This is a genomic window from Devosia ginsengisoli (assembly GCF_024707105.1).
GTDB lineage: Bacteria > Pseudomonadota > Alphaproteobacteria > Rhizobiales > Devosiaceae > Devosia > Devosia ginsengisoli_A.
Genome location: NZ_JANQAJ010000005.1, coordinates 160,830 through 186,543 on the forward strand (window position 1 = coordinate 160,830; position 25,714 = coordinate 186,543).

Consider the following 25,714-nt stretch of genomic DNA (forward strand, 5'->3'; position numbering starts at 1 on the left):
CCGATCCTCGATGCGCTCCGAACACTAGAGCATAGGGGAGGGCGCCCTTCCATGGCCAATATGTCGGGTCGGAGCGCCGAAATCCTCTGCTTCGAACGCGCGGCATGGCGCAAACGGAAACTACAAAACAGGCGACAGACGCAAAATCATCGCAAAGCGCATTGTCTACGCAGCCGGTGGACATTATGAACATTCTATATGACGACCAGTTCACCGCCTGACGCGGCAACCACCGGAAGACGCAAGTGACCGATCAAGGCAGATCCTCCGTAACCATCATTGGCGGTGGTGCCAGCGGCGTATTGCTGGCGGCGCATCTCCTGCGTGATCCCGACGCCGACATCGCCGTGACCCTGCTGGAACGGCGCGGCGAGTTCGGTCAGGGCGTGGCCTATTCGGCCAGTCAGCGCGACCACAAGGTCAATGTGCCCGCCCGCGGCATGAGCGCCTTTGCCGACGATCCCGACCATTTCTGGCGCTGGCTGCAGGCGCAGAACTATCCCAGCCCCACCGGCTCCTGGGTCTTCGTGCCGCGCCGGCTCTACGGCACCTATCTCGAACATGTGCTGGGCGAAGCCGCGCGTTTGCGTCCCGGCCGTCTCACCGTCCAGGCCGACGAGGCCGTGGCGGTGCGGCAAGGCGCGGCCGGTGTCGAAACCGTGCTCGCCAACGGCACCACTATTACCAGCACCCATGCTGTGCTGGCGGTGGGTCACGAGACTCAGCCGGCCCGCGGACGCGGCATCGCCGTGCGCATCGGTTCGGCGGAAGATACCCCGCTCGATCCAGATGCGCCGGTCATGATTCTGGGCTCCGGCCTCAGCATGGTCGATACCTGGCTGTCGCTCGCCCAGATCGAGCATCGCGGCCCCATCCTCGTCGTCTCGCGCAATGGCTTCCTGCCCAAGGGCCACCGCGATGTCCCGCCGCTGCCGATCGACGAAGCCGACGTGCCTTTCGGCACCAGCCTGCCGCATTTCCTCACCTGGTTCCGCACGCTGGTCGCCGATACCGAGGCCAAGGGTGGCGACTGGCGTAGCGTCATCGACGGGCTGCGCCCCTTCAACCAGCGCATCTGGCAGAGCTGGACCGAGCGCACCAAGCGCCAGGCTTTGCGTCATCTCCGCCCCTGGTGGAACATCCATCGCCACCGCTTGCCGCCCGAACAGCATGAGCGCCTGAGCGCGGCCATTGCCGGCGGACAGGTCGAACTCATCGCCGCCGAATTCGTCGGCATCGAGCGCCATGGCGCCGACGTCCGCGCCACGATCCGGCCGCGCGGACAGCAGGATCGCCAACCGATGGACGTCGCCCGCGTCTATGATTGCGGCGGCGTCACGGTCGATGTGGAAACCAGCTCCAATCCCATCATCCGCGACCTCATCGCCAGGGGCGATGGTCGGCCCGATCCGCTGCATATCGGTCTCGATGTCGACGAAAACTGCTTCGTCATTGCCGCCGACGGCAAGACCTCGGACCACCTGCTGGCCGTCGGCCCGCTCACCCGCGGTCGCTTCTTCGAGATCGAGGCCGTGCCCGATATCCGCAAACAATGCGCCGATATCGCCCGACGCCTGCTGGAAGGATAAAGCTCTTCGCAGGATGCCGGCTCACCTCCCCTTGAGGAGGTGCGTTTATTTTGATCAGGAGGCTGGGGCTTCCCCCTTCTCCCCTCGTGGGAGAAGGTGCCCGAAGGGCGGATGAGGGGGCACCAAGCGATCCACAAACATTAACGCATGGGATGGCGCGGGCCCCCTCACCCGGAAATCCGCTGAACGCGGATTTCCACCCTCTCCCACAAGGGGAGAGGGGTAACCGGCCTCATGCGTCCAAGCCGCTCTAAAACGGTAGCCCGGTATAATTCTCCGCTAGGCTCTGCTGTGCCGCGACCGAGCCGGCCAGATAGTCGAACTCCGCCCTCTGGATACGCCGGCCGAAGGCCCCGGTTTCCGGGAAGGTATGGAGCAGGCTGGTCATCCACCAACTGAAGCGTTCGGCCTTCCAGATACGATCAAGCACCTTGCTCGAATAGCCATCGATCCCGGCATCCGACTGTTCGCCGAAATGCTTGATCAGCGCATCGGCCAAAGCAGCCACGTCGCTCATCGCCAGGTTCAGCCCCTTGGCCCCGGTGGGCGGCACGATATGGGCGGCGTCTCCGGCCAGGAACAGCCGGCCGAACCGCAGCGGCTCCGCCACGAAGCTGCGCAAGGGCGCGATGGATTTCTCGATGGACGGCCCGGTCTTGAGCGCCTCGGCCGCGGCCGGACTGAGCCGCGCCCGCAACTCGTCCCAGAAGCGGGTGTCGGACCAGTTCTCCACTTTCTCGTCCGTCGGCACCTGCACGTAATAGCGGCTGCGGCTGGGTGAACGCTGCGAGCAGAGCGCAAAACCCCGTTCGTGATGGGCATAGATCAGCTCATGCGCCACCGGTGGTTGATCGACCAACACGCCAAGCCAGCCAAAGGGATATATCCGCTCGAACGTGGTCAGCGCCGCAGCCGGAACGCTGGCCCGCGCCACGCCGTGATAGCCGTCGCAGCCGGCGATGAAATCGCAATCGATCCGTTGCGTCACCCCGTCCTTGACATAGGTGACATAGGGCTTGCCGTCGAAATCGTGCAGGGCGACGTCCCCCGCTTCGTAGATGGTCGTGGCCTGCCGCGCCGCCATCAGGTCGCGCGTCACCTCGGTCTGGCCATAGACCATGACATGGCGGCCGATCAGCGCCTCGAAATCCACGCGCTGGCTGTCGCCATCGAAGCTGAGCTCGACCCCCCTGGTGAATCAGCCCTTCTTCATGCATGCGCGCGCCGGCCTGCGCCCGATCCATCAGCGCCATGCTGCCCTGTTCGAGCACCCCGGCGCGGATGCGCCCCAGCACATAGTCGGCGCTCTTGCGCTCGAGAATAACCGTATCGATCCCGGCCAGTTCGAGCAGCCGCCCCAGCATGAGCCCCGCCGGACCCGCCCCCACAATGACAACCTGACTGCGCACCTGGTTCTCCCATTCCTGGCACCAGCATGCGCGGATCGGGGTAGGTTGGTGAATGGACAGGGTGCGCAATCTCTTGCACTATCCGAACATGAACGAGGTTCCGACATATGCGCTTTACGGCGAGGCGGATGGCGGCCGCCAGCAGGATTGGCTGCATTGGGAAACCATCCAGTCACGCAGTCGCCTGCATGGATATCGCATCGCCCCGCACCGGCATGAGCGCTTCTTCCAGCTCCTGAGCCTCACCGGCGGCTGGGGCCATGTAACGCTCGATGGCACCGGCTTCGATCTCAAACCACCGGTCATCGTCGTGGTGCCGGCGCTGACCGTGCATGGCTACGTGTTCAGCCAGGATGTCGAAGGCGTGGTGGTGACCTTGCTGGAGCGCGACCTGGCCGAAGAGCTCGAGGCGCCGCCGTCAGGGGTGATCGGCATTGGCACAGCCGAGGTAAACGCGGTGCTCGAAACCCTCTTGGCCGAAGCCGACCGGCCGGGCGGCTGGCACGATCTGGCGATGCGCGCCCATATCACCCTGCTGCAGGTGGCCCTGCATCGCGCCCGCAATCTGCCGGCCCCGCGCAGCCGGGGCGCCGCCCGCGCCCGCCTGCATGCCAATGCCTTTCGCGGGTTGGTCGACCGCAAATTCCGCGAAACGCGCCGCATTGCCGATTACGCCGCCGAACTGGGCCTCAGCCAGACCCATCTCAACCGCGTGTGCCGGCAGGAGCTCGGCATTTCGGCCCTCACGCTCATCGAGCGCCGCATCGCCCTCGAGGCGCGGCGGCAATTGCTGTTCTCCACCCTCACCATCAAGCAGATCGGCGCCGGGCTGGGCTATGAGGACCCGGCCTATTTCACCCGCGTGCTGAAACGCGTGCTGGGCGTGACCCCCGCCGCCTTCCGCAACCGGCTGGAAGGCTAGCGCACACCGCCAAAACACCTGCTCCCGGAGACCTCAGGGGAGCCCGTAGAACCACAAGGTCGAACAAGCGGCGCTCGCCCAAGCGCCTCCAGCGCCGCGCCATGCATACCAAACGCCCCACCAACCGCTACACCTCCAGAGACCTCATGGTGAGCCTGTCGAACCACGAGGTCGAGCGAGTGGCGTTCCCCCGCGCGCATCTCTCACGCCCGCTCGCTCCCCTCAACCACGCCAGAACTCCCCAGTAATCACCCTCATATTTGTGCGATATTCGAACAAATGCAACATATCGCACAAATGCCTTGCGAGCCTCGTCCGCCGATGCGTATTTCAGCCCACCACTCACCTGAGGAATTGCCCATGGACAAGACGGTCGCCGATCTTGCTACCGCGGTAGCTGGTATCGAAGATGGCATGGTGCTGATGATTGGCGGTTTCGGCGGCTCCGGTGCGCCGATCGAGCTGATCCACGCTCTGATCGATCGCTACAAGGCCACCGGCAGCCCCGGCAACCTCACGATCGTTAACAACAATGCCGGCAATGGCCGCATCGGCATCGCCGCCATGATCGATGCCGGCATGGTGGCCAGGATGATCTGTTCCTTCCCCCGCTCGGCCGATCCGCGCGCCTTCACCGAAAAATACCTGGCCGGCCAGATCGGCCTCGAAATCGTGCCGCAGGGCACCCTGGCCGAGCGCATCCGCGCTGGCGGCGCCGGGATACCGGCCTTCTATACACCGGCCAGCTACGGCACCGATGTCGCCAAGGGCAAGCCGGTGGCCGAATTCGATGGCAAGCATTACGTGCAGGAACGCTGGCTCAAGGCCGACGCGGCCCTGATCAAGGCCGAACTGGCCGACCGGCTGGGCAATTGCACTTATCGCAAGGCAGCCCGCAATTTTTCCCCGCTCATGGCTGCCGCTGCCACGCTCACCATCGTGCAGGCGACGAAAGTCGTCGAACCCGGCGAGATCGATCCGGAAAACGTCGTCACGCCCGGCATTTTCGTCAATCGCGTGGTGGAAGTGGCCGACGCGAAACAGGAAGAGGCCCTGATGCGTGAAGGAGTTGCATACGCATGACGACCAAGCTCTCCAACGCCCAGATCGCCTGGCGCGCCGCGCAGGACATCGACGACGGCGCCTATGTCAATCTCGGCATCGGCTTCCCCGAAATGGTCGCGAAGTTCCAGCCGCCGGGCAAGCAGGCCATTTTCCACACCGAGAACGGCGTGCTGAATTTCGGCGAAGCGCCGGCCGAAGGCGAAGAGGACTGGGACCTCATCAACGCCGGCAAGAAGGCGATCACCCTGCGCCCCGGCGCGGCCTTCTTTCATCATGCCGACAGCTTCGCCATGGTGCGCGGCGGGCATCTGGATGTGGCGATCCTGGGCGCCTATGAAGTGGCCGAAAATGGCGATCTGGCCAATTGGTCGACCGGCCCCAAAGGCGTGCCGGCTGTGGGCGGCGCCATGGATCTGGTACATGGCGCCAAGCGCGTCGCCGTTATCACCGACCATGTCACCAAGGATGGTCGCCCCAAGCTGGTGAAGCGCTGCACTCTGCCGCTGACCGGGGTCGGCTGCGTCACCCGCGTCTATACCAGCCTCGCCGTCATCGACATCGAGAATGGCCGCTTCGTACTACGCGAAAAATTGCCCAGCCTCACAATCGAACAATTGCAGGCGGTGACCGGCGGCGAACTGCTCGTTCCCGGCCCTATCGCCGATCTCGTCGCGCCGGAGGTCTCATAATGACGGAAGCCTTTATCTGCGCCTATAAGCGCACCCCCATCGGCCGTTTCGGCGGCTCGCTGTCTGCCGTCCGCCCCGACGATCTCGGCGCCATTCCGCTCAAGGCCTTGATGGAAGCGCATGGCGGCGTCGATTGGGAGGCAGTCGATGACGTGATCTTCGGCAATGCCAACCAGGCCGGCGAGGATAACAGAAATGTCGCCCGCATGAGCTTGCTGCTGGCCGGTCTGCCGGTCGGCGTGCCCGGCACCACCATCAACCGCCTCTGCGGCTCCGGCATGGACGCGCTGATCACGGCCGCCCGCGCCATCAAGTCCGGTGAAGCCGAACTGCTCATCGCCGGCGGCACCGAATCCATGAGCCGCGCCCCCTTCGTGCTGCCCAAGGCCGCGTCGGCCTTTTCGCGCAATGCCGAGATTTACGACACCACCATCGGCTGGCGCTTCGTCAATCCGCTGATGAAGGCGCAATATGGCGTCGATTCCATGCCCGAGACCGGCGAGAATGTGGCCCAGGACTTCGGCGTGAGCCGCGAAGCGCAGGACGCCTTTGCCGTACGCAGCCAGGACAAGGCCGTGGCGGCCCAACAGAGCGGACGCCTCGCCAGGGAAATCGTGCCCGTCACCATCCCGCAGAAAAAGGGCGATCCTGTTGTCGTCGATACCGACGAGCATCCGCGCGCCGGCACCACGGTGGAAACCCTGGCCAAGCTCCGCCCGCTCTTCCCCAATGGCACGGTGACCGCCGGCAATGCCTCCGGCGTCAATGACGGCGCCGCGGCGCTGATCGTCGCCAGCGAAGCCGCTGCCAGGAAATATGGCCTCACTCCCATCGCCCGCATCCTCGGCGGGGCGACGGCTGGCGTGCCGCCGCGCATCATGGGCATGGGGCCGGCTCCCGCCACCAAGAAGCTCTGTGCCCGGCTCGGCCTGTCCCCCGCCGATTTCGACGTCATCGAGCTCAACGAAGCCTTTGCCAGCCAGGGCATCGCGGTGTTGCGCGATCTCGGCATCCCCGAAGACGCCGCACAGGTGAATCCCAACGGTGGCGCCATCGCGCTGGGCCATCCGCTCGGCATGAGCGGTGCCCGCATCGCCGGCACCGCAGCGCTGGAACTGGCTTTGGGCACCGGCAAGCGTGCTTTGGCCACCATGTGCATCGGCGTCGGCCAGGGCATCGCCGTCGCGCTCGAACGGGTCTAGCGGGCGCAGACGGGGAAGCAAGCGCGAACACTCGAAAAGCGACCTGATTCACCCATGTCAGCGCGCCATTGCTTTTCAATGGCTTAGCGCCGCGCTGGCCTATTGCCGCTGCGCTCCGGCCGGCATGGGTGGCGCGCCGTTTGTCCCACGCCTCCCCTTGGCGAAACCGTGCATCGTGTATACAGTTCCCGGACACGTTGGCACCCAACGAGGTCGCAAAGACCCGGCGCCATCACGTCAACGCAGAGGGAGGACTTCATGTTGAAAACGACAGCTTTGGCCATGGTGCTTGGGCTTGGTGTGGCCTGGTCATCAGGCGCCGTGGCGCAGGAAACGCTCAAGATCGGCGTCATCCTGCCCTATTCGGGGCCTTTCGCCGACGCCGCCAACCAGCTCCAGGCCGGCATTGATCTCTATATCGCCGAGCATGGCGACGAGGTTGCCGGCCGCAAGATCGAACTCATCAAGCGCGACACCGGCGGCCCGGCGCCCGACGTTGCCCGGCGCCTGGCGCAGGAACTGGTGGTGCGCGACAATGTCGACATTCTCGCCGGTTTCGCCCTGACGCCCGAGGCTCTCGGCGCTGCCGAAATCGCCACTGAAGCGCAGAAACTGATGGTGGTGATGAACGCCGCCACCTCGGTCATTACCGAACAGTCGCCCTATATCGTACGCACCTCGGTCACCATTCCCCAGGTCAACTACGCCTTCGGCACCTGGGCCTATGAACAGGGCGTGCGCGAGGCCTATACGCTGGTTGCCGATTACGGCCCTGGCATCGACGCCGAAACCTCCTTCGCCAAGGGCTTCACCGAAGCCGGCGGCACCATTGTCGGCGCCGACCGCACCCCGGTCGCCAACCCTGATTTCTCCGCCTATGTGCAGCGCGTGGCCGATGCTGATCCCGAAGCTGTATACATTTTCGTGCCTGGCGGCGCCCAGCCTGCTGCCATCGGCAAGGCGCTGGTCGATCGCGGCCTCTCACCGCCCGATATCAAGGTGCTCGGCCAGGGCGAATTGACTCACCCCGAGGCGCTGGAAAGCATGGGCGAAACCGCCCGCGGCATCATCACCACCTTCCACTATACGCTGGAACGCGACGATCCGCTGAACAAGGCCTATGTCGACGGCTATACCGCCGCCAATAATGGCCGTGAGCCCGACCTGTTCTCCATCGGCGGCTATGACGGCATGCATCTCATCTACGAGGCGGTGAAGGCCACCAATGGCGACACCAGCGGCGATGCCCTGATCGAGGCCGCCAAGGGCATGGCCTGGGACAGCCCGCGCGGCCCCATGTCCATCGACCCGGAAACCCGTGACGTCATCCAGACCGTCTATATCCGCGAAGTCCAGGAAGTGGATGGCGAGCTGCAGAACGTGATCGTGCACGAGATCCCGAATGTGAAGGACCCGCTGCACGGCGCCGCGCAGTAGCTAGCTGTCGCTGAAGCCGGAAAGCCCCGATCTGTGTGTCCCTCCCCCTTGTGGGGAGGGAAGCGAGATAGGACTTAGCTTGCTAAGTCCGTGATCGAGCAGGGTGGGGGTGTCGAGCGTCCCGCAAACTCGGCGTTCGCGGAACCTCCGACACCCCCACCCTTGATCCCTCCCCACAAGGGGGAGGGAGACGACTGAGGCGTCGGTGGAAAACAGTGGGCAAACCTGTCCAGACACCCCAGGCTATGTAAGGTGCGTCGTCCAACATGCAGCATGATCCGGTAGGACCAACTCCATGATCAGCCAGATTGTCATCGTCCTGTTCGACGGCTTCGCCTTTGGCATGTTGCTGTTCCTGCTGTCGGTGGGCCTGTCGGTCACCCTCGGCATGATGAATTTCATCAATCTGGCCCATGGCGCCTTCGGCATGTTCGGCGGCTATGTCGCCGTCACCGTCATGCGCCAGCTCGGCCTGCCCTTCCTCGTCGCCCTGCCTCTGGCCTTCATCGCCATGGCCGTGCTCAGCGTGATGATCGAGCGCACCCTGTTCCGCCGGCTCTACAAGGCCGGCGAGCTCAACCAGGTGCTGTTCACCATCGGCGTGGTCTTCGTCGCCGCCGCGGCCGCCACCTTCATCTTCGGCACCGTGCAGCAGGTCATTATCCTGCCCGACTGGCTGCGCGGCTCGGTCGAAATCGGCGGCATCCGCTTCGGCATCTATCGCGCCTTCATTATCCTGGTGGCGCTCATCATCACTGCGCTTCTGGTCTTCGGGCTGGAGCGCACGCGGCTCGGCGCACAGATTCGCGCCGCGGTGGATAACCAGCGCATGGCGCAGGGTCTGGGGCTCGATGTCGAACGCGTCTTTGCCATTACCTTCGCTTTGGGCTGTGGCCTGGCTGGCCTCGGCGGCGCGCTGGCCGTCGAAATCGTCGGCCTTTCGCCCTCCTTCGGCTTCCAGATGCTGGTCTATGTGCTGATCGTGGTGTCAGTCGGCGGTCTCGGCTCGATATCAGGCTCCTTCGCCGGCGCGGCCCTCCTCGGCATTGGCGACGTGGCCGGCAAGTATTTCTGGCCCGAAATCGGCAGCTTCCTCATCTATCTGCTGCTGGTCGCCATCCTGCTCGTGCGGCCGCTCGGCCTGTTCGGCAAGCGCTAGGGGAGGGGACCATGACCACGCCCGCTCCCGCCCCCGTCGAGATCTCGTGATTGGCTGCGCCGCCGCAGTCGCTGGTCGCCCTTCGAAATCCTGTTCTGGCTGGCAGCCCTGCTGCCCTTCATCCTGTTCCCGACCTATCTGCCGCTGGCCAGCCAGATTGCCATCGCGGCGCTCTTCGCCATTTCGGTCGATCTGATCCTGGGCTATGCCGGTATCGTCACGCTCGGCCACGCCATGTTCTTCGGTCTGGGCGCCTATTTCGCCGGCATCATCAGCGTGCGCGGCTGGGGTGAGCCCATTTCCGGCCTGCTGATGGCCGGCATCTTTGCCGGCGTCATCGGCTATGTCGTGAGCTTCCTCATCACCCGCGTGCAGCATCTGGCGCTGATCATGGTCACGCTCGGCCTGGGCTTCCTCACCTATGAACTGGCCAATGCCATGCCCTGGCTGACAGGCGGCACCGATGGGTTGCGGGGCATCCGCACCTGGCCCATTTTCGGCCAGTTCAAGTTCGATCTGTGGGGCTATACCGGCTATGCCTATGCGCTCGCCGTGCTGTTCCTCTGTTTCCTGCTGAGCCGCCGGCTGGTCAATTCCAGCTTCGGTCTCGCCCTGCGCGGCATCCGCGAAAACGTCAAGCGCATGCCGGCCATCGGCGCCGACCACAAGGGGCACCTGCGGCTGATCTACGCCATTTCGGCATCCATCGCCGGTCTGGCCGGCGCGCTCATGGCGCAGACCACCAATACGGTGGCGCTGGATTCATTGAGCTTCGAGCGCTCGGCCGATGTGGTCGTCATGCTCATCCTGGGCGGCACCGGGCGGCTCTATGGCGCCATTCTCGGCACTATCATCTTCCTCGTGGCGCGCGACCAGTTGGCCGGCATCAATCCGCAATACTGGTATTTCGGCATCGGCATCCTGCTGATGGTGGTCGTGCTGTTCATGCCCAAGGGCATTCTGGGCTTCCTCGCCCGCATCGTGGACAGGCGCAACTGATGGCCGAGCCAGACATCGTATTGCGCGCCGAAGCGCTCCGGAAGAATTTCGGCAAGCTGGAAGTCACGCGCGACGTGGCCCTGGCTTTGCCGCGCGGCGCCCGCCACGCGCTGATCGGCCCTAATGGCGCCGGCAAGACCACGCTGATCAACCTGCTCACCGGCCAGTTGAAGCCCGATGCCGGCCGCATCGAGCTCGAAGGCGGCGATATCACCAGCCTCGCCCCCGCCCATCGCGTGCGGCGCGGCCTCAGCCGCACCTTCCAGATCAATACGCTCTTCCCCGACCTTACCCCCATCGAGGCGGTCACCCTGGCGGTGATGGAGCGCGAGCGGACCGCCGGCCAGTTCTGGAAGCGGCTCGCTGCCCATGGCGACGCCATCGAGGAGAGCTTCACCATCCTCTCCCAGCTCGGCCTGGCCGATGTAGCCACCCGCACCACCCGCACTCTGCCCTACGGCCAGCAGCGCCTGCTCGAAATCGCCCTGGCCCTCGCCACCCGCCCGCGCGTCCTGCTGCTCGACGAGCCCGCGGCCGGCGTACCCAAGGATGAAAGCGCGGCCCTGTTCTCGGTGATATCGGCGCTGCCATCGGATATTTCCGTGCTCTTCATCGAGCACGACATGGATATCGTCTTCAAATTCGCCACCCGCATCATTGTGCTGGTGGGCGGCGGCGTGTTGCTCGAGGCCGATCCCGAAACCGTGCGCAGCGATGTCAGGGTGCGCGAAGTCTATCTGGGGCATGGGCATGGCTGAGCCGCTGCTGGAATTCCGCGATGTCCGCTCCGGCTATGGCGAAGCCGTCGTGCTCGACGGCATTTCCTTCGCCCTGCCGGCCAATGGCAGCCTCGCTCTCCTCGGCCGCAACGGCGTCGGCAAGACCACTTTGCTGCTCACCGCCATGGGCTTCGTCAGCCTGGCCCGCGGCTCAATCCATTGGCGCGGCCAGGACATTTCCCGGCTCGCTCCGCATAAACGCGCCCGGCTCGGCCTGGGCTGGGTGGCGCAGGAACGCGATATCTTCCCCTCTTTGTCGGTCGAGGAAAACCTCACCGTCATCGCCCGCCCCGGCCGCTGGACCCTCACCGCCATCTACGCCCTCTTCCCGCGCCTCGCCGATCGCCGCACCAATATGGGCAACCAGCTCTCGGGCGGTGAACAGCAGATGCTGGCTATCGCCCGCACGCTGATGACCAACCCCGCCGTGCTGCTGCTCGATGAGCCCTTCGAGGGGCTCGCCCCTATCATCGTCGAGGAACTCACCGCCGCCGTCCGCCAGATGGCCGCCGACGAGGGCATCGCCCTGGTGCTGGTCGAACAGCACGCCGAAGTCGCCCTGCGCCTGACGCAGGACGCCATCATCCTCGAACGCGGCATGATCGCCCATCGCGCAAAGTCAGCCGACCTGCTGCGGGATAATGCGACGCTGGAGCGGTATCTGGGGTTGAAGCTGGGGGCTTAGGCTATTCACCTGTCTCCCGCACTCACCCCACACGCGATCGTCACCCTCGGGCTTGACCCGAGGGCACTGGACTTACTCAACGTTCCGCAAGTGCAGACCCCTCGGGTCAAGCCCGAGGGTGACGCGCGGTGGTTGGGTGACGTCCAGCGTCGGCTTACACCGAACCCCAGATCGCCTCGGCCGTCTTCACCACCAGTTCCAGCTTGCGCTTCTGGTCATCCACCGTGATCGCATTGCCCTCTTCCGTGGACGAGAACCCGCATTGCGGCGCGATGCCCATCTGCTCGATATCGGCGAATTTGCCCGCCTCGTCGAATTTGCGGCGCAGGCTGTCGATGTCTTCGAGTTCGCCCACCTTGGTGGTGATGAAGCCGGGCATGACGCGCTTGCTGCCCTTGGGCAGCAGCCGCAGCGGATCGAGCCCGCCGGCGCGCTCGGTATCATATTCCATGAAATAGATATCGACGCCGGTCTGGTTGAACACGGCATCGGCCGCCGGGTCATAGGCGCCTTCGGCGATCCAGGTCGATTTGAAATTGCCCCGGCACATATGCATGCCGATCACCATGTCGTCCGGCCGCCCGTCGATCGCGTCATGCATCATCTTGGCATAGTGCTCGATCAGCCAGTCCGGATCGAGCCCCTGCGCCTGCTTCTCGGCGCGGATCTTGGGGTCGCACAGATAGGCGAAGAAGATGTCGTCCATCTGCAAATACCGGCAACCGGCATCGTAGAACGCCTGAACCGCCTTCTTGTAGGCCTTGGACAGGTCGGCAAACAGCAGCTCGAGATCGTCGCGATAGGGCTTGTGGCCGATATCGTCATTGGCCACGCGGAAATGGCAGCAGCTCGGCCCCGGGATCGAAATCTTCGGCATCACGCTGGTATTGGCCGCGACGAACTTGAAATGCTCGAGCATCGGGTGGTCGGCGGGAAAATCCACCGGCCCGGTAATGGTGGGGAAGATCGGCCTGGTATTGGCGCCCTTGAAATTGTGGCCGGTGGCCACGTCGCGCTCGACGAACTTGAAGCCATCGAGGTCCTGCATGAAATCGTAATGCCAGAACGAGCGGCGGATTTCCCCGTCGGTCACCACAGGCAGGCCCACATCCTGCTGCAGCTTGATGGCGTCGCGGATCGCCGCGTCTTCCACTTCAGCCAGTTCCTCGCGCGGAATGGCCTTCTCGTCATAATAGCGGTGCCGCGCCTCTTTCACCGCCGAACTGCGCAGCAGCGATCCGACATGGTCGGCACGGAAAGGGGGCGGGCAGTGGTCATCGCTGAGTCTCCTGATGCGGCAGTCCTGCCTGTTCGTGTACACAGGCGAGGGCCTGCTCGGCAAGTATCAACGCCGCCTCACCCCTCAATCCGCAGCGAATGTATACGTTGCCCTCAATTGGCTTCCAGCGCCGCTTCGGCTGGCGCATGGCGGTTCATCCACTCGGCCGCCACCTTGATCCCGCCCAGCGGAAACACATGCAACTGGCTGATCAGCCCATGGGGATGGCGCGCCATATAGTCGGCAAACCCGGCCACCACCTCGGTCGGTTCATAGGGCATCAGCAGCCGCGTCACGTCGCGCGCGCGCTTCTGCAACACGCTGACCGACGGGCCCACTCCGCAGCTCAGCGCAAACTGGATCAGCGTCTGCAATTTCGCCGGTCCCGCAATCCCGGCATGAATAGGCAGCGTCACGCCCATATCGGCAATGCGCTCGGCCCATGATGTCACCGCCTGCGTATCGAAGGCGAATTGCGTCACGATGGCCATGTCAGCATCGGTCCGCGCCGAAAAATCCTGCTTGAACATCAGGGCACTGTCCACATTGTCAGTACCCCCGTTCCGATCGATATCCCTGTTACCCTCCGGGTGTCCCGCCACATGCAACCGGGTAAAGCCGAAACGGTCGAACAGCCCGGTCTCGATCAACTGGATGGAGGAGTCGAAATCCCCCGCCGGCTCGGCATTGCCCCCGCCTAACAGCAGCGCCCGGCTGACGCCCGCCTCGTCGCGATAGCGCCTGATCCAGTCTTCCAGCATCGCCTTGTCGGCAATGCCGCGCGCGGGAAAATGCGGCATCACCGCAAAGCCCTCTTCATGCAGCCGCCGCGCCGTCGCCACCATGTCCTCGATATCAGTGCCGGCAATGTGGGCGATATAGACCAGCGTGCCCTCGGGCAGCAGCGCGCGGAAGCTCTCCACCTTGGCCGCGGTGCGCGGCATGACCTCGATGGACCAGCCCGCCATCGCCCCGGCAATGCGCGTCTGCGATGCCGGCACATCCCGGCGCATGTCGAAATTCAGCAATGCCATACCGACCCTCCTCGTCATCATCATGTATACATAGTGATTGCGAGTCGAATCAAGAAGAGTCGAAAAACTGCCGATATTCAGCAAATTACGCCACAAACAGCCGTTGCAACCCCTGATGCGATATCGCATAGTGCATACACAAACCCGCGCATGAGCGAAGCGGAACACGCCGAAAAGGGCGGGCCGCTGCATTGGCGACGTGGGGAGCAGAGGGAGGAAAACCGCATGGTCGAGCCGTGTTTCGATGTCGCCCATCTCGGCCATATCGAGCTCTATACCGACCGGTTCGAGGAAAGCCTCGATTTCTTCACCCGCGTCTATGGGCTGACACCCAGCCTCATCGAGCCCGGCGTCGCCTGGCTGCGCGCCTTCGACGATTACGAGTTCCACACGCTCAAGCTCACCCGCCACCACACGACCGGCATCGGCCATGTCGGCTACCGCACATCGTCGCCCGAGGCGCTGGAGCGGCGAGTCAAGGTGATCGAAAAGATGGGCTGCGCCATCGGCTGGGTCGATGGCGATCACGGCCACGGCCGCGCCTTCCGCTTCACCGATCCCGATGGCCACATTTTCGAGCTCTACTACGACACGCGCGTCTATGAGGCGCCGCCCGACGAGCGCCCGGCGCTCAAGAATATCGCCCAGCGCTATCACGGCCGCGGCTGCTCGCCCCGCCGGCTCGATCATTTCAACCTGCTCGCCAAGGATGTGCGCGCCATCAAAGCCTTCATGACCGAGGCTTTGGGCAGTCGCGTCACCGAAGAAATCCTGCTCGACAACGGGCGCCTGGGCGGCTGCTGGTTCACCGTCAACAACAAGAGCTATGACGTCGCCTATTCGGAAGATCACACCGGCGAAACCGGCCGCTTCCACCACGTCACCTATGCCGTGGATCAGCGCGAGGACATCCTCCGCGCCGCCGATATCTTCCTCGAAAATGGCGTCCATATCGAAACCGGCCCGCACAAGCACGCCATCCAGGGCACTTTCTTCCTTTATGTCTGGGAGCCGGCGGGCAACCGTGTCGAACTGGCCAATGCCGGAGCGCGGCTGATCCTGCGGCCCGATTGGCCCACCGTGACTTGGACCGAAACCGAGCGGAAGAAGGGCCAGGCCTGGGGCCTCAAGACCATCGACACCTTCCACACCCATGGCACGCCCCCGGTGGGCAGGAAGGGCTGACCGCAGTGACCGACTACATTCTCACCCTGCGATGCAGCAATCGCAGCGGCATCGTGGCGGCCGTGGCCGCGCGCATCGCCAGCCATGGCGGCGATATTTTCGAGGCGCACCAGTTCGACGATCCGGCCACTGGCATGTTCTTCATGCGCGTCGGCTTTTCCATGCTCGCGCCCGAGGCCGATTTCCGCGCCGGCATTGCCGCCGAAGTAGCCAGCCTCAAGCTCGATTTCTCGCTGCGCCCGGCCGGCCAGAAGCGCAAGGTCCTGTTCCTCGTCTCCAAATTCGACCACTGCCTGGGCGACCTGCTTTACCGCATGCGCATCGGCGAGCTGCATATCGAGGCGGTGGGCATCGTCAGCAACCATCCACGCGAGGCCCTGAACCTTACCCTGATGGAAGGTATTCCCTATCACCATCGCCCGGTGACGAAAGAGACCAAGGCCGAACACGAAGCCTGGGTCAAAGCCATCATTGAGCAGACCGGGGCCGAACTGGTCGTGCTGGCCCGCTACATGCAGATCCTTTCCGACGATTTTTCCTCGTATCTCGCCGGTCGCTGCATCAACATCCACCATTCCTTCCTGCCCGGCTTCAAGGGGGCAAAGCCCTATCACCAGGCCCATGAGCGCGGCGTCAAGATGATCGGCGCCACCGCGCATTACGTTACCGCAGACCTCGATGAAGGCCCGATCATCTGCCAGGATGTCGAACCGGTCAGCCATGCCGATACGCCCGACGATCTGGTGCGCAAGGGCCGCGATATCGAACGCCGCGTCCTCGCCCGCGCCGTCACCTGGCACCTTGAAGATCGCGTGCTGATCAACAAGCACAAGACTGTGGTATTCCAGCGCTAGCAGGAGGCGCAGGTGAAGATTGGATTCCTCGGATATGGCGAAGCGGCACGGGCCTTTCACGATGGCCTGGCCCGGTCAGTGCTGGCCTATGACATCCTGCTCGATAACGACGACGGCGCCATGCGCGAAGCGATGAAGCTGCGCGGCGCCGCGCCCGTCGCCATCGCTGGCCTCGCCGAAGCCGATTGGATCTTCAGCGCCGTCACCGCCGACCAGAGCCTGTTGGCCGTCGAACCACTGCTGCCCCACCTCCGGCAGGGCCAGGTCCTCATCGACATCAACTCCGTGTCCCCCGGCCGCAAGCGCGAAACGGCAGCGGCGGTCGAAGCGGCCGGCGCGCATTATCTCGACATGGCCGTCATGGCCCCGGTCCATCCCAAAAAGCACGCGACGCCGGTTCTGCTGGCCGGCGCGCCCGCCGAAACCCTGCTGCCGCAATTGCAGGCTCTGGACTTTTCCGCCAGCGTGGTCGGGCCCGAGCCTGGCGCGGCCACCGCCATCAAGATGGTGCGCTCGCTCTTCGTCAAAGGGCTCGAAGCCATCACCGTCGAAACCCTGCTGGCCGCCCACGCCTCCGGTTGCTTTGACGAGATTTACGCCTCGCTCTCTGCATCCTATCCGGGCCTCGACTGGCCCCGCTTCTCAGCCTACCAGTTCGAGCGCACCACGCGCCACGGCCGCCGCCGCGCCGCCGAAATGCGCGAAAGCGGTTTTACGCTCGATGCGCTGGGCCTGCACGGCGCCCTGGCCCGCGAAATCGCCGCCGTGCAGGACGCCATGGGCCAAGCCGGCCCCGGTCACGACGCGCCGCTTGCCGAAACGGTACAATCCGTGCTCGACAAGCGGGCAGGGCAGGGCGGCTGAGTCTCCGCGGTCAGTCCGCCGCCCAGTTGCCATACATGATCGGCATGGTGCCCACGAGCGCCTTGAAGCGGCTCCAGCTCTTGCGCTCGGGCAAGGTCCAGCCCGCCTCGGCCACCGCCGACAGGCGCGGGAACACCAGCCGGTCGAAAATGGCCCGATCGGTCATGCTCTCGCTCCAGATACAGGCCTGGACGCCCAGCAGATGCTTGAGCCCTTGTTCCGACATGCCCTCGCGGCTCTCGAATTCATAGGTTTCCTGCGGGCCCGACCAGCCGGCCCAGCCAGCGCCCGGTTCGGCCCAGGCCACGCCATTGGCCATGTCGAGGTAATAGCGCTGGCCGGGCGACACCACGATGTCATAGCCCCGCTCGGCCAGTTCGGCATTGATCTCCACATTGCGCCAGCCGATGACGAAGGCCTTGTCCTTGTCCACGGCGTCGCCATGCGCGGCCTCTTCCCAGCCGCCGGTAATGGCGCCCTTCTTCTTGATGATCTCATGCACGCGGCGGATGAAGGCGGCCTGGATCAGCGCCGTGGGCGAACCCTCGATCTCGTCGGCCCCGCCATGATTGCCGAGCTGGTTGAACTGGCGCTCATGCTTCTTGCGCATCTCGATGCCGCCGAGCTTCTCGATCATGTCGAGCGCCAGCGGCGATCCCGACCAGGCGGCCAGCGGCACCTCGTCGGCCCCGAGATGGAATATCCCCGCCGGGAACAGCTCCAGCACTTCGTCGACCACCTTTTCGACGAAGGCATAGACCGGCTCATGCGCCGGATTCAGGCTGTTATTGGGAAAGCCCTGCACCGACTGGTATTCGCCGGTCTCGTTGGGGTCGCGCAATTCCGGCAGCGCCTGCAGCGCCGCATAGAAGTGACCCGGCATATCGATTTCGGGGATGACCGAGATGGCGAGGCTGTCGGCCAAGGCCACGATCTCGCGGATGACGGCCTTGGAATAATAGCCGCCCGTCGGATGTGGCCCCGAGCCCAGCAGCGGCGGCAGCGCCTTGCCATGGCCGCGCCACGCACCGATTTCCGTGAGTTGCGGATAGGCATCGATCTCGACGCGCCACGCCTCGTCCTCGCTCAGGTGCCAGTGGAATTTGTTGAGCTTGTTCCACGCCATCAACTGAATGAGCCGGCTGACCTCGGCGCCCGAATAGAACTGGCGCGCCACGTCGAGATGGCAACCGCGATAGGCAAAGCCCGGCTCGTCGGCAATCACGCCGCCGGTCGGAAAAACGAAAGTCTGCGGATATTGCCTGGCCCCACGCAGGACGTGCCCGAGCGTCACCAGCCCATAGAACATGCCCTGCCGCGTGCTGGCTTCCACCGTGGCGCCATTCTCGGCAAAGCTCAGCTCATAGGCTTCCGCGCCCAGCCCTGCCTTGTGGCGGATGGCCACCGGCATGCCGGCTTCCGAGGCCGGACGGACCAGCCCCTCCACCGCAAACAGATCGGCAACGAGCTTGGTAAAGGCCGCCGCGGCTTTCCCGGCATCGCTGCTTTCCGGCTTGAGGTCGAGACCCGGAGGCGCCACACGAGCACCCGTCGTGGCCACCGATTTCGGCCAGGGAATGATCGAAACCGGCACCGGCGCCTTGGCCGGCACCGGGAATTTGGCCGCGCCCTTGAGCAAAGGCGAATTGTGCCCCTTGGCCTGGGTCGGCGCCGTCGCCAGCGTCACGATCGTGCCATCGGCCAGCGCCACATAGCCGCTATTGGCTCCGTCGCTCCAGTGGCGCAGTCCATAGGACAGCCCACGCGCGGTGGATTTCCAGGTCTGGCCCGGCTCCAGCACGAAACCGTCGGGCGGGGCGATCAACGTGTGGTTGGACAGGCGCTTGAGCAGCTTGCCATTTTCCAGCGTCGCATGCGGATCGATGCGCGCCGGCCCCGAAAAAGCCGAGCTGGAAATCGCGGACCGCTGCATCGCCGGTATTGGTCAGCTCGATCCCATAACCGAGCGGTTCGCCATCCTTGGCAGGGGTCCAGGTGGTGACGAGGGAAAAGGCGATGGTCATGGGGAAAACTCGTTCTATCGGTAGGGCTCATCCTGAGCTTGTCGAAGGACGAGGCCGTGGCAGGATCGGGCTGCGACCTCGTGGTTCGACAAGCTCACCATGAGGTCTAGGATGGGAAGGCCGGTCGCTAATCCCCCAGCGGCTGGGCGTCGTCGCCGTCGCGGTTGACGACGAGCTGGTGCTTGATGCGGCGCATGCTGGCAATGGCGGGCGAACCCAGCCGCGTGGCGACGGTCTGGGCGAGAATGTCCACCGCGGCGAGCAGCGCATAGCGGCCGGGCGTCGGCCGCAATATGTCCGGATTATCGCGCCGGTCGATGGGCAGCAGAATATCGGCCTGTTCGGCCATGGATGAATGCGAGCGCGTGATGACGATGCGCGTATGGCCATATTCACCGGCCACGCTCATCGCCCGCACCAGCGGCAGGTTGTTGCCCGAAAGCGAGAAAGCCAGGATGGCCGTCCCCGACGGCGAGGAGGCCGCCCGCATCATCTGCACCTGGTGGTCGGTGGATGAGGCGATCTTGAGGCCCAGCCGGAACAGGCGAACCTCGGTTTCGGTCGCCACCATGGATGATGAGCCGCCCGAGCCGAAAGCCAGCACGAAACCCGCCTTGACGATGCTCTCGGCAGCGCGCTCCACCGCATCGAAATCGAGATGGTCGAAGGTCTCGTAGATGGTCGACTGGATGCCGTTGACCACGCCCTGCGCGATTTCCCGCACGCTGGACGGGCCGGCGGCCGGGGCGAAATAGCGCTGGCCGACAAAGCGCGACTGGGCCAGCCGCACCTTGAAATCGGCATAAGAGTCGCAGCCCAGGCGCCGGCAGAACCGGGTGACCGTGGGCGGGGACACATCGGCCTGCGCCGCCAGGTCGACAATGCTCATCTTGAGCACGCTGTCGACATCGGCCAGCACGATTTCGGTCAGGGCGCGTTCGGAGCGGGTGAACTCGTTTTTCTCGGTCTGCAGCAGGCCGACAATGTCCAGCATGATTCCCCTCCGTGGCGGTCGCGATGGCTCAGTAGACCGCCAGCCCCGCCTGGTCAAAGAGGTGGACCTGATCCAGCGCGAAGCTAATATCGAGCTTCTGGCCCTCGGGCACGCTGGGGTCGCCCTCGAACAGGCCGATGAAATTCTCGCCACCCGGCAGCGTCGAATAGGTGACCGTATGGATGCCGAGCTGTTCGACGATATTGGGCGTCACCGACAGGGTGAATTCGCCCTCGCGCCGGTCCAGGTTCAGGTGCTCGGGGCGAATGCCGATAGTGACGGTCTGGCCCGCAATGGCCTTGGACTGGCGCGGCAGGCTGATCGTCCCCAGTTCGCCCAGGTCGACCACGGCGGTCGTGCCATCGGCCGAGCTGACAGTACCGTTGATGAAGTCCATCTTGGGCGAGCCGATAAAGCCGGCAACGAACAGGTTGTCGGGCTTGTGGTAGAGTTGGAGGGGCGAGCCGATCTGGGAAATCGTGCCGGCATCGAGCACCACGATCTTGTCGGCCATGGTCATGGCCTCGACCTGGTCATGGGTGACGTAGATCATGGTCGAGCCGAGCCTTTTGTGCAGCTCCATCAATTCGATGCGCATCTCCGAACGGAGTGCGGCATCGAGATTGGACAAAGGCTCGTCGAACAGGAAAATCCGCGGCTGGCGCACGATGGCGCGGCCGATGGCGACGCGCTGGCGCTGGCCGCCCGAAAGCGTGCCGGGGCGCTGCTGCAGGCGGGATTCGAGCTGCAGCACCTTGGCCGCGGCATCGACGCGTTTGTCGACCTCGGCCTGGGGCAGGCGCTCGACGCGCAGCGGAAAGGCGATGTTTTCGTAGACGGTCATATGCGGGTAGAGCGCGTAGCTCTGGAACACCATGGCGATGCCGCGCTGCACCGGGGGCAGGTCGTTGACGATGCGGCCGCCGATCTCGATCTCGCCGGCGCTGACCTCTTCGAGGCCCGCAATCATGCGCAGCAAAGTGGACTTGCCGCAGCCGGACGGGCCGACAAAGACCACGAACTCGCCTTCGGAAACCTCGAGGTCGATACCCTTGATGATATGGGCCTCGTTGAAGGACTTTTCCACGCGCTTGAGGCTGAGTTCGGCCATTCTTCGTCTCCGGTCGGCGGGGCTGTCCCGCGGGCAGGCAAAATCAGGGTGCCGCCGCCATCCCGGAGGACGGCGACGGCGGGAGGATCCTACTTGTACTGCTCGAGTTCGCCGGCAGCCTTGGTGAGGGCGGCGGCAGGCTCGGCGGTACCGGTCACGACGGACTGGACCATTTCGATCATCACGTTCTGCAGGCCGACATAGTCGGTCAGTAGCGGCTCGGGACCACCGAATTCGATACCGTCGAGGAAGGGCTTCCAGGCGGCATCCGAGGCGATCAGCTCATCAGTCTGCGGCTGCAGCGGACGCAGCGGGGTCAGGCCCTGGGCCATTTCCGCATCCCACTGGCGGGTGCCTTCGGTGATGTACTTGGCCAGGCTGATGGCCTGCTCTTCGACGCCCGTGCCCTTGAACACGGCCAGCGAGTCGGTGATCAGCAGCGTGCCGGGACCCTTGGCCGACGGGCCGAGCGGCAGCGGGGCGACGCCCCAGTTCATGCCGGCTTCATTGGCGAGGTTGCCCGCGTTGAACGAGGCATGGATCATGCCCAGCGTACCGTCGAGCCAGATGGCGCGGACTTCGTTCTGTTCGTAGGCGGTCGGGCCTTCTTCCGAATAGGCCGAGATGTCGCGCAGGGCGGTCAGGGCTTCCAGGTTCTGCGGGCTGTCGAGCACGATATTGCCGTCGGCATCGATCACCAGGCCGTCATTGGTGTAAACCCAGTGGAGGAACTGGTGCATGGTGTTGTCGAAGGTCTTGGCGACCACACCGAACCCGTCGAAATCGGTATTGTCTTCGATCTGCTTGGCGAAGGCGATCTCTTCTTCCCAGGTGGTGGGGGGAACTTCGGGGTCGAGGCCGGCGGCTTCGAACACGTCCTTGTTCCAGAACAGGGCCTTGGTCGAGAACGCGACCGGAATGCCCCACTGCGTGCCGTCGAAGGTCACGGTCTCGGGAACGTAATTGTAGTAGCCGGCCTTTTCCTCATCGGTCATCGGAATGGGAACGATGAGGTCGTTGAGGGCGAATTGCTTGAGGGTACGCGAGCCGACATAGGCCAGCGAGACCGGCGTGCCGGCGGCGGCGAGGGTGGTCACCTTGTCCTGGCACTGGCCCCAGCCGACGATTTCGGGCTGGACGTCGAAGCCGGGATTGGCCGCTTCCCACTCGGCGATGTAATCCTCGTAGCCGGCCGTCAGCGTGTCACCGCAGTTGATGAAGCTGATCACCTGGTCCTGGGCAAAGGTAGCGGGGGTCGCACTGGCCAGGGCCAGAAGCGATACCGCCGTCAGTCCGATAGTTTTTTTCACGTTAGTCTCCCTTGATTGCGCGTCCGAAGACGCTGTCCCCGGCCGGGATCATAGCCCCGGCCGTGAAGGCACTACTGCTTCACGGCACCGGCTGTGAGGCCGGCGACGAGATAGCGCTGCAGGAACACGATGACGATCATGACCGGCAGGATTCCGATGAAGCTGGCTGCCATCAGCTCGTTCCAGATCACTTCCTGCTTGCCGAAGAAGGCGAACAGGCCGATGGGCAGCGGCATGAACTCGCTGCGCGAGTTGAAGGTCAGGGCGAAGATGAACTGCTGCGCATAGGCGCCGATGAAGGTCATGATGGCGACCACCACGATGCCGGGCATGGCCAGCGGCAGTACCACGCGGCGCAGGGTATAGAGCCGGCTGGCGCCATCGACCCACGCCGCCTCGTCCAGCTCCCGCGGAATGCGCATCATATAGGTGCGCAGCAGCCAGATGGATGACGGGATGAGGAAGGCGGCGCCCGGCACGATCATCGCCCAATAGGTATTGAGCAGGCCCATGGTCCGCATCAGGCGGAACAGTGGGATGAGCAGCACCGCGCCCGAGAACATGTTGACCGCCAGGAACCCGCCCAGCAGGATCCCCGACCCGCCGAACTGGAAGCGGGCGAAGGCATAGGCGGCCGGCACCACGACGGCGATGACGATCAGCGTGACCACGGTCGAGATGAAGAACGAATTGAAGATGTAGAGCGCCAGCATGGGCACCGATTGCCACATGGTGAAATAGGCGTCGAACGAGCCGTTTTGCGGGATGAAGTTGTAGGGCGTGGAGAAGAGCTGGCTCAGCGGCTTCAGCGACACCAGGAAGCCTTCGATGAATGGCGCCAGCACGAAGAAGAGGAATACCGCCATGCCGGCATAGAGCAGCACGATCTCGTACCACTTGTAGCGGTCGATCATCGGCCTGCCGGAGCGGCGCCCGCGCGGGGCGGTCCTGGCCATGGCCTGCGTGGTGGCAGACAGGGACGAGGTCCCCGCCGCGGCTTCGGTGGTGCGGGCGACATCGCTCATTTGGCTTCTCCCTGCTGCAGCCTGCGGACGGCGCGGAAATAGACGATGCAGAACAGCGTGACGAAGAGTGAGATGACCACGGCGCGCGCGGCGCCCTCGCCATATTTGCGGCTGCCCATGGCGGTGTTGTAGGTGTCGATGATCATCGTGGTGGTCGAACCGGAGGGGCCGCCGCGGGTCAGGATGTAGATGATATCGAAGGAATTGAAGGTGGCGATGAGCGAGAGCAGGCTCATGGTCAGCAGCGCCGGCACCAGCAAGGGCAGGGTGATCTTGCGGAAGCGGTAGAAGCGGCCGGCGCCATCGGTCCAGGCGGCCTCGTAAAGGTCCTTGGGCACCGATTGCATGGCGGCCAGCATATAGATTGTGACCATGGGCACGCCGATCCACACGTCGGTGACGATGGTGGCCCAGAAGGCGCTGTCGCCATAGGCCAGGATGGGCCAGGGTTTGCTGAGCAGGCCGAAATTCTGCATCAGCCCCGAAATCATGCCGAACTGGCCGTTATACATCCACGCCCACATATAGATGCCGATCGCCATGGGCACGATCCAGGGCGGCATGGTGAGGATGCGGAACACCGATTGTCCGGGAATGGCGGCATTGAGCAGCGAGGCGCCCAACGTGCCGATGATCATTTTGGCGGCGACCGAAAAGAAGGTCCAGATGAAGGTGCGCAGGATGATTTCGGTGAAGTTGCCGGCCCCGAAAATGCGCTCGTAATTGGCCCAGCCGACGAAATCATAGGTTGGGCGCAAAGCCGCATTGGTGAAGCTGAGCACCACCGTATCGAACAGCGGATAGGCGACGATGATCAGGATATAGATGAGAGCCGGAGCCAGGAGGGCCAGTGCGAAGAGGGAAGCGCTGCGGGTGCCGGTCATCTCTCTTCTCCTCAGTTCGCTCGCCCGAGGGCAACATCGAATTGCTGCCAGATCGGGGCCATGTCGATAACGGAGCGGGTCCGCATCGCCTGGTCCATGGTCAGGGCCAGCAGCCCCGCCTCCAGTGCATCGGTGACCGATACCGGCAGCGCCGCGCCCTCGATCATGTGCTTGAGGATATCCTCGGCCATCTGCTCGTCCGCACCGTAATGCTGGCTCAACCCGCCGGTCTTGTAGGTGGCGTCGATCAGCCGCTCGGAGGTGCGGCTGTCGGTGACGCGGAAGAAATTGCGGATGAAGTCGCCCTCGGCCATGCCCTGCGCGCCCATCACGGCAAAGCGCCGGAAGTCGTCGGGCACGTTGAGATTGGTGTGGAAGGTCAGCGCCGCGCCGTTTTCGTACTGCACCATGGCCGTCTGGAAATCGATGATGTCGCCATCGCTGTCGAACACCTTCTCGCTCCCCATCCAGCCACTCGGCTTGCGGTGATAGACTTCCATGTCGTTGATGCCTGACGCGGCCGGGGCATTCTTGGGCACGAAGGTGCGGCGGCCGCCGAAGCTCGACACATAGCGCGGCCGGCAGCCCATGACCCCGTTATAGAGGTCGAGGTCGTGGCAGCACTTTTCCAGCATGAAGCTGCCTGAATAGCGCTCGTAGCGGCGCCAGTCGCGCATGAAGAAGGCGCCGTGATAGGGCGGAATATGCTCTGACGCCTCGATGGCGGTAATATCGCCCAGCATGCCGTCGGCCTGGGCCTTGCGCAGGTCGACATAGAGCGGCGCATAGCGCAGCACCAGGCCCACCATGAGATTGTCCGAGCCGTATTGGGCGATGAGCCGGGCCAGTTCCATGGTCTCCTCGACCGTGGTCACGACAGGCTTTTCGGTGAAGATCTTCATGCCGCGATCGAGGCCGATGCGGATGTGCTCGAGATGGAGATGGTTGGGCGAACCCACCATCAGCAGGTCCAGCTCTTCATTGTCGAGCAGCGCGTCGAGCGAGTCATATTGCTTGCCGACGGAAATGCCGTGTTCGGTGGCATAGGGCAGGCCGGCCGGAGCCGGATCGACATAGCCGGCAATGGCAAAATCCGGCCGGGCGGCGGAGAAGACCCGCGCCAGATAGCCCAAACGATAGCCGAGGCCGATAATGCCTACCCGCATGAATTTCCTGCCCTGTAATGCCGCCAATCTCTTTCGGATCGGTCGGGAA

The 25,714-nt window shown here is 64.1% G+C and carries 22 protein-coding genes and 1 pseudogene; 13 read left to right on the forward strand and 10 right to left on the reverse strand.

Annotated elements, in window-relative coordinates; all coding sequences use genetic code 11:
- Positions 1-245 precede the first annotated feature (245 nt).
- Positions 246-1,589, forward strand: a complete 1,344-nt coding sequence (locus NVV79_RS02250; RefSeq protein WP_303985843.1) for an FAD/NAD(P)-binding protein — start codon at positions 246-248, stop codon at positions 1,587-1,589.
- A gap of 250 nt (positions 1,590-1,839) precedes the next feature.
- On the opposite strand, the pseudogene pobA reads toward NVV79_RS02250, so the two are convergent.
- Positions 1,840-2,998, reverse strand: a pseudogene (gene pobA / locus NVV79_RS02255) (4-hydroxybenzoate 3-monooxygenase).
- 88 nt (positions 2,999-3,086) lie between these two features.
- On the opposite strand from pobA, the gene NVV79_RS02260 reads away from it, so the two are divergent.
- The 9 genes from NVV79_RS02260 to NVV79_RS02300 all read left to right on the forward strand — a co-directional run bounded on the left by NVV79_RS02260 (position 3,087) and on the right by NVV79_RS02300 (position 11,935).
- Positions 3,087-3,920, forward strand: coding sequence for a helix-turn-helix domain-containing protein (locus tag NVV79_RS02260; RefSeq protein ID WP_303985846.1), 834 nt, complete (start codon positions 3,087-3,089; stop codon positions 3,918-3,920).
- Positions 3,921-4,280: 360 nt separating this feature from the next.
- Positions 4,281-5,003 (forward strand): 3-oxoacid CoA-transferase subunit A, encoded by a 723-nt coding sequence (locus tag NVV79_RS02265; RefSeq protein ID WP_303985849.1) that lies wholly within the window; start codon positions 4,281-4,283, stop codon positions 5,001-5,003.
- Positions 5,000-5,674, forward strand: a complete 675-nt coding sequence (locus NVV79_RS02270) for a 3-oxoacid CoA-transferase subunit B (protein WP_303985852.1) — start codon at positions 5,000-5,002, stop codon at positions 5,672-5,674. Before NVV79_RS02265 ends, NVV79_RS02270 begins: the two co-directional genes overlap by 4 nt.
- Positions 5,674-6,876, forward strand: coding sequence for a 3-oxoadipyl-CoA thiolase (gene pcaF, locus NVV79_RS02275; protein ID WP_303985855.1), 1,203 nt, complete (start codon positions 5,674-5,676; stop codon positions 6,874-6,876). Before NVV79_RS02270 ends, pcaF begins: the two co-directional genes overlap by 1 nt.
- 258 nt (positions 6,877-7,134) lie before the next feature.
- Positions 7,135-8,313 carry an ABC transporter substrate-binding protein gene (locus tag NVV79_RS02280; RefSeq protein ID WP_303985857.1) on the forward strand — a complete coding sequence of 393 codons (1,179 nt, stop codon included), beginning with the start codon at positions 7,135-7,137 and terminating at the stop codon, positions 8,311-8,313.
- Between the two features lie 295 nt (positions 8,314-8,608).
- The gene (locus NVV79_RS02285; protein ID WP_303985859.1) at positions 8,609-9,472 is read left to right on the forward strand and encodes a branched-chain amino acid ABC transporter permease; all 864 of its coding nucleotides are present in this window, start codon (positions 8,609-8,611) and stop codon (positions 9,470-9,472) included.
- A 99-nt stretch (positions 9,473-9,571) separates the two neighbouring features.
- Positions 9,572-10,471: a branched-chain amino acid ABC transporter permease gene (locus tag NVV79_RS02290; RefSeq protein WP_303986377.1), complete on the forward strand. Its 900-nt coding sequence runs from the start codon at positions 9,572-9,574 to the stop codon at positions 10,469-10,471.
- Positions 10,471-11,229: an ABC transporter ATP-binding protein gene (locus tag NVV79_RS02295; RefSeq protein ID WP_303985862.1), complete on the forward strand. Its 759-nt coding sequence runs from the start codon at positions 10,471-10,473 to the stop codon at positions 11,227-11,229. Before NVV79_RS02290 ends, NVV79_RS02295 begins: the two co-directional genes overlap by 1 nt.
- Positions 11,222-11,935, forward strand: coding sequence for an ABC transporter ATP-binding protein (locus NVV79_RS02300; protein ID WP_303985864.1), 714 nt, complete (start codon positions 11,222-11,224; stop codon positions 11,933-11,935). Before NVV79_RS02295 ends, NVV79_RS02300 begins: the two co-directional genes overlap by 8 nt.
- 154 nt (positions 11,936-12,089) lie before the next feature.
- Here NVV79_RS02300 and NVV79_RS02305 read toward each other — a convergent pair whose 3' ends face one another.
- Together NVV79_RS02305 and NVV79_RS02310 are read right to left on the reverse strand one after the other, a co-directional pair.
- Positions 12,090-13,256 carry a 5-methyltetrahydropteroyltriglutamate--homocysteine S-methyltransferase gene (locus NVV79_RS02305; protein ID WP_303985867.1) on the reverse strand — a complete coding sequence of 389 codons (1,167 nt, stop codon included), beginning with the start codon at positions 13,254-13,256 and terminating at the stop codon, positions 12,090-12,092.
- Between the two features lie 71 nt (positions 13,257-13,327).
- A complete protein-coding gene (locus tag NVV79_RS02310; RefSeq protein WP_303985870.1) occupies positions 13,328-14,248 on the reverse strand; it encodes a methylenetetrahydrofolate reductase in 921 nt (306 codons plus the stop codon).
- A 225-nt stretch (positions 14,249-14,473) separates the two neighbouring features.
- On the opposite strand from NVV79_RS02310, the gene NVV79_RS02315 reads away from it, so the two are divergent.
- The 3 genes from NVV79_RS02315 to NVV79_RS02325 are packed head-to-tail and all read left to right on the forward strand — an operon-like array spanning position 14,474 to position 17,151.
- Positions 14,474-15,433, forward strand: a complete 960-nt coding sequence (locus NVV79_RS02315; RefSeq protein ID WP_303986379.1) for a VOC family protein — start codon at positions 14,474-14,476, stop codon at positions 15,431-15,433.
- Positions 15,430-16,287 (forward strand): formyltetrahydrofolate deformylase, encoded by an 858-nt coding sequence (purU, locus tag NVV79_RS02320; protein ID WP_303986381.1) that lies wholly within the window; start codon positions 15,430-15,432, stop codon positions 16,285-16,287. Before NVV79_RS02315 ends, purU begins: the two co-directional genes overlap by 4 nt.
- 12 nt (positions 16,288-16,299) lie before the next feature.
- Positions 16,300-17,151 carry an NAD(P)-dependent oxidoreductase gene (locus tag NVV79_RS02325; protein ID WP_303985873.1) on the forward strand — a complete coding sequence of 284 codons (852 nt, stop codon included), beginning with the start codon at positions 16,300-16,302 and terminating at the stop codon, positions 17,149-17,151.
- Positions 17,152-17,161: 10 nt separating this feature from the next.
- On the opposite strand, the gene NVV79_RS02330 is transcribed toward NVV79_RS02325, so the two are convergent.
- The 7 genes from NVV79_RS02330 to NVV79_RS02360 form a co-directional block, all read right to left on the reverse strand.
- A complete protein-coding gene (locus NVV79_RS02330; protein WP_303985876.1) occupies positions 17,162-19,084 on the reverse strand; it encodes a beta-N-acetylhexosaminidase in 1,923 nt (640 codons plus the stop codon).
- Positions 19,085-19,302: 218 nt separating this feature from the next.
- Positions 19,303-20,169, reverse strand: coding sequence for a MurR/RpiR family transcriptional regulator (locus tag NVV79_RS02335; protein WP_303985879.1), 867 nt, complete (start codon positions 20,167-20,169; stop codon positions 19,303-19,305).
- Positions 20,170-20,197: 28 nt separating this feature from the next.
- Positions 20,198-21,280: an ABC transporter ATP-binding protein gene (locus tag NVV79_RS02340; protein WP_303985882.1), complete on the reverse strand. Its 1,083-nt coding sequence runs from the start codon at positions 21,278-21,280 to the stop codon at positions 20,198-20,200.
- Positions 21,281-21,369: 89 nt separating this feature from the next.
- Complete coding sequence (locus tag NVV79_RS02345) at positions 21,370-22,578, reverse strand: ABC transporter substrate-binding protein (RefSeq protein ID WP_303986383.1); 1,209 nt, start codon at positions 22,576-22,578, stop codon at positions 21,370-21,372.
- An 83-nt stretch (positions 22,579-22,661) separates the two neighbouring features.
- Positions 22,662-23,504: a carbohydrate ABC transporter permease gene (locus tag NVV79_RS02350; protein WP_303986385.1), complete on the reverse strand. Its 843-nt coding sequence runs from the start codon at positions 23,502-23,504 to the stop codon at positions 22,662-22,664.
- Between the two features lie 107 nt (positions 23,505-23,611).
- The gene (locus NVV79_RS02355; protein WP_303985885.1) at positions 23,612-24,499 is read right to left on the reverse strand and encodes a carbohydrate ABC transporter permease; all 888 of its coding nucleotides are present in this window, start codon (positions 24,497-24,499) and stop codon (positions 23,612-23,614) included.
- Between the two features lie 11 nt (positions 24,500-24,510).
- The gene (locus NVV79_RS02360; protein ID WP_303985887.1) at positions 24,511-25,665 is read right to left on the reverse strand and encodes a Gfo/Idh/MocA family protein; all 1,155 of its coding nucleotides are present in this window, start codon (positions 25,663-25,665) and stop codon (positions 24,511-24,513) included.
- Positions 25,666-25,714 lie beyond the last annotated feature (49 nt).

Bases quoted from the DNA above. Each gene is read 5' to 3' on its own strand.
- NVV79_RS02260 (WP_303985846.1), top strand. From the start codon at position 3,087: ATGAACGAGGTTCCGACATATGCGCTTTACGGCGAGGCGGATGGCGGC.
- NVV79_RS02265 (WP_303985849.1), top strand. From the start codon at position 4,281: ATGGACAAGACGGTCGCCGATCTTGCTACCGCGGTAGCTGGTATCGAA.
- NVV79_RS02270 (WP_303985852.1), top strand. From the start codon at position 5,000: ATGACGACCAAGCTCTCCAACGCCCAGATCGCCTGGCGCGCCGCGCAG.
- pcaF (WP_303985855.1), top strand. From the start codon at position 5,674: ATGACGGAAGCCTTTATCTGCGCCTATAAGCGCACCCCCATCGGCCGT.
- NVV79_RS02280 (WP_303985857.1), top strand. From the start codon at position 7,135: ATGTTGAAAACGACAGCTTTGGCCATGGTGCTTGGGCTTGGTGTGGCC.
- NVV79_RS02285 (WP_303985859.1), top strand. From the start codon at position 8,609: ATGATCAGCCAGATTGTCATCGTCCTGTTCGACGGCTTCGCCTTTGGC.
- NVV79_RS02295 (WP_303985862.1), top strand. From the start codon at position 10,471: ATGGCCGAGCCAGACATCGTATTGCGCGCCGAAGCGCTCCGGAAGAAT.
- NVV79_RS02300 (WP_303985864.1), top strand. From the start codon at position 11,222: ATGGCTGAGCCGCTGCTGGAATTCCGCGATGTCCGCTCCGGCTATGGC.
- NVV79_RS02310 (WP_303985870.1), bottom strand. From the start codon at position 14,248: ATGGCATTGCTGAATTTCGACATGCGCCGGGATGTGCCGGCATCGCAG.
- NVV79_RS02315 (WP_303986379.1), top strand. From the start codon at position 14,474: ATGGTCGAGCCGTGTTTCGATGTCGCCCATCTCGGCCATATCGAGCTC.
- NVV79_RS02330 (WP_303985876.1), bottom strand. From the start codon at position 19,084: ATGCAGCGGTCCGCGATTTCCAGCTCGGCTTTTTCGGGGCCGGCGCGC.
- NVV79_RS02335 (WP_303985879.1), bottom strand. From the start codon at position 20,169: ATGCTGGACATTGTCGGCCTGCTGCAGACCGAGAAAAACGAGTTCACC.
- NVV79_RS02340 (WP_303985882.1), bottom strand. From the start codon at position 21,280: ATGGCCGAACTCAGCCTCAAGCGCGTGGAAAAGTCCTTCAACGAGGCC.
- NVV79_RS02350 (WP_303986385.1), bottom strand. From the start codon at position 23,504: ATGATCGACCGCTACAAGTGGTACGAGATCGTGCTGCTCTATGCCGGC.
- NVV79_RS02355 (WP_303985885.1), bottom strand. From the start codon at position 24,499: ATGACCGGCACCCGCAGCGCTTCCCTCTTCGCACTGGCCCTCCTGGCT.
- NVV79_RS02360 (WP_303985887.1), bottom strand. From the start codon at position 25,665: ATGCGGGTAGGCATTATCGGCCTCGGCTATCGTTTGGGCTATCTGGCG.